Annotated in this window: 1 protein-coding gene and 1 pseudogene; both read left to right on the plus strand. The window is 76.1% G+C overall.

What is annotated here, in order from left to right; all coding sequences use genetic code 11:
- The coding region (locus ABTY15_RS39460) for a type I polyketide synthase (protein ID WP_350607531.1) at positions 1 to 1,340 on the plus strand (1,340 nt) is incomplete at its 5' end.
- A gap of 204 nt (positions 1,341 to 1,544) precedes the next feature.
- Positions 1,545 to 3,677 (plus strand): annotated as a pseudogene (locus ABTY15_RS39465) (type I polyketide synthase); the annotation flags it as partial.

Consider the following 3,677-nt stretch of genomic DNA (forward strand, 5'->3'; position numbering starts at 1 on the left):
CGTCCGGCACGGTGCTGGTCACCGGCGGCACCGGCGCCCTGGGCGCCCACGTCGCCCGCTGGCTGGCCCGCAACGGCGCCGAGCACCTGCTGCTCGCCGGCCGCCGCGGTCCGGAGGCCGACGGCTCCGCCGAACTCGCCGCCGAACTGACCGCGCTGGGCGCCCGGGTCACCGTCGCCGCCTGCGACGTCGCCGACCGCACCGCACTGGCCGCCCTGCTCGGCACGATCCCCGCCGAGCAGCCCCTCACGGCCGTGATGCACACCGCCGGGATCCTCGACGACGGCGTGCTGGACGCGCTGACGCCCGAGCGCTTCGCCACGGTGCTGCGCCCGAAGACGGAAGCCGTGCTCGCCCTGGACGAGCTGACCCGCGACCTCGACCTCTCCGCGTTCGTCCTGTTCTCCGGCCTCGCCGGCACCCTGGGCGACGCCGGGCAGGCCAACTACGCCGCCGCCAACGCCTTCCTGGACGCCTTCGCCGAGCACCGCCGCGCCCAGGGGCTGGCCGCCACCTCGGTGGCCTGGGGGCGCTGGGGCGAGAGCGGCATGGCCGCGGACGGCCTGATCGGCGACCGGCTCGACCACGCCGGCCTGCCCGCGATGCGGCCCGAGTCGGCGATCGCCGCCCTCCAGCAGGCCCTGGATCTGGACGAGACCGTGGTCACCGTCGCCGACGTCGCCTGGGACCGTTTCGCACCCGGCTTCACCTCGGTGCGCCCGTCCGCGCTGCTGGACGGGCTGCCCGGCGTCCGCCGCCCGGCCGCCGGAGCCGGGCCGGACGCCGCGGCCGGCGCCGCCACCGACGCCGCCGAGCTGCGCCGGCGGCTGGCCGGCATGGCGGAACTGGAGCGCGAGCAGACCGTCCTGGACCTGGTACGCGCCCACGCGGCCGCCGCGCTGGGACACACCACGGTCGACGAGCTCGGGGCCAACCGGGCGTTCAAGGAACTCGGCCTGGACTCGCTGACCGCGCTGGAACTGCGCAACCGCCTCGGCGCCGCCACCGGCCTGCGCCTGCCGGCCACGCTGGTGTTCGACTTCCCGACGCCGGCCGCCCTCGCCGCCCGCCTGCGGGCCGACCTGGTCCCGGCCGGTCCGGCGCACGGCGGGGGCGGAGGCACCCTCGCGGACCTCGACCGGCTGGAGGCCGCACTGGCCACCGTCACCGAGGACCCAGACACCCGGGCCGACGTCGCCGCCCGCCTCCAGGCCCTGCTGACTCGGTGGAGCGCCGCACCGCGCGAGCGGCAGCCGGACGAGCAGGTGGCCGAGCAGCTCCGGGAGGCCTCCGCCGACGAGCTGTTCGCCTTCATCGACAACGAGTTGGGCATGGCCTGACCGCCGGGCGGCGCGGGCGGGCCGGCGACCACCGGCACCCCGCGCCACCGGCGGCACGGCCCGCCCCCGCACGGCAGGGCCCCGTACGGCCCGCAACCACCTGAAGCCATCAAGGACGGCCGCCACCAAGGACGGCCGTCATCAACAGGGTGAGGTTCCACAGTGTCCCAGGAAAAGCTCCTCGACTATCTGAAGCGCGTCACGGCGGATCTGCACCAGACCCGTCAGCGGCTGCGCGAGGCGGAGGCGGGCGAATCCGAGCCGATCGCCCTGGTGTCGATGAGCTGCCGGTTCGCGGGAGGGGTGAACTCGCCCGAGGACCTGTGGCAGCTGGTGGCCGAGGGCCGCGACGCGATCGGCGACTTCCCGGCCGACCGCGGGTGGGACACCGACGCGCTCTTCGACGACGACCCGGACCAGCAGGGCACCAGCTACACCCGCCAGGGCGGATTCCTCTACGACGCGACCGAGTTCGACGCCGCGTTCTTCGGCATCAGCCCGCGCGAGACTCTCGCCATGGACCCGCAGCAGCGCCTGCTGCTGGAGTCCTCCTGGGAGGTGCTGGAGCGCGCCGGCATCGACCCGACCTCGCTCAAGGGCAGCCGCACCGGAGTCTTCGCGGGCACCAACGGCCAGGACTACGGCGACCTGCTCCACCAGGTGCCGCAGGGCGTCGAGGGCTACACCCTGACCGGAAACGCGGCGAGCGTGCTCTCCGGTCGCCTGTCCTACACCTTCGGGCTGGAGGGGCCGGCGGTCACCGTCGACACGGCCTGCTCGTCCTCGCTGGTCGCCGTGCACCTGGCCGCGCAGGCGCTGCGCCAGCACGAGTGCTCGCTCGCGCTGGCCGGCGGCGTCACCGTGATGTCCAGCCCGCGGGCGTTCGTGCAGTTCAGCCGCCAGCGGGGCCTGGCACCCGACGGCCGCTGCAAGTCCTTCGCCGCCGCCGCCGACGGCACCGGCTGGGGCGAGGGCGTCGGCATGCTCCTGCTGGAGCGGCTGTCCGACGCGCGGCGCAACGGTCACCCGGTGCTGGCGGTGCTCCGCGGCTCCGCCGTCAACCAGGACGGTGCCTCCAACGGCCTGACCGCGCCGAACGGCCCCTCCCAGCAGCGGGTGATCCGCCAGGCCCTCGCCGATGCGGGCCTCACCCCGGCCCAGGTGGACGCGGTCGAGGCGCACGGCACCGGCACCGTCCTCGGCGACCCGATCGAGGCCCAGGCGCTGCTCGCCACGTACGGGCTGGAGCGCCCGGCCGAGCAGCCGCTCTGGCTCGGCTCCGTCAAGTCCAACCTCGGCCACACCCAGGCCGCCGCCGGCGTCGCCGGCATCATCAAGATGGTGCTCGCCATGCAGCACGGCCTGCTCCCGCAGACCCTGCACGTGGACGAGCCGTCGCCGCACGTCGACTGGGCGGCCGGCGGCGTACGCCTGCTCGACCGGTCCCGGGAGTGGCCGCGGACGGGCGAGCCGCGCCGCGCGGGCGTCTCCTCGTTCGGCGTCAGCGGTACCAACGCGCACGCCATCATCGAGCAGGCCCCCGCCCCGGCCACCACCGACGTGCCCGGGACCACCGACGTGCCCGGGACCACCGACACGCCCGGGACCACCGACACGCCCGCGTCCGCGGACACGCCGGTGCCGCCCGCCGTGCTGCCGTACCTGGTCTCCGGGCGGACGGCCGAGGCCCTGCGCGCCCAGGCCGCCCGCCTCCGCGCCCACCTGGACGCCGTGCCCGCACCCGCGCCCGCCGACCTCGCGCACTCGCTCGCCACCGGCCGTGCCGCGCTCGACCACCGGGCCGCCGTGCTCGCCGCCGACCGCACCGAACTGCTGGCGGGCCTGGACGCGCTGGCCGCCGGCGCGTCCGCACCCCAGCTGGTGCAGGGCGTCGCGGCCGCCGAGGGCCGGACCGCCTTCCTGTTCACCGGCCAGGGCAGTCAGCGGGCCGGCATGGGCGAGGAGCTGTACGCGGCGTACCCGGCGTACCGGGAGGCGTTCGACGCGGTCTGTGCCGAACTCGACCCGCTGCTGGACCGTCCGCTGCGTGAGGCGATCGCCGACCCGGCCCTGATCGACGAGACGGCGTACGCCCAGCCCGCGCTGTTCGCGCTTGAGGTGGCGCTGTTCCGCCTGCTGGAGAGCTGGGGCCTCGGCGTCGACCTGCTCGCCGGTCACTCGATCGGTGAGCTGGCCGCCGCGTACGTCGCCGGGGTGTTCTCGCTCTCCGACGCGGCCAGGCTGGTCGCGGCGCGGGGCCGGCTGATGCAGGCGCTGCCGCGCGGCGGCGCGATGGTCGCCGTGGAGGCGGCGGAGGACGAGGTCCTCCCGCTGCTG

Source organism: Kitasatospora sp. NPDC097643 (genome assembly GCF_040302625.1).
Classification (GTDB): Bacteria; Actinomycetota; Actinomycetes; order Streptomycetales; family Streptomycetaceae; genus Kitasatospora.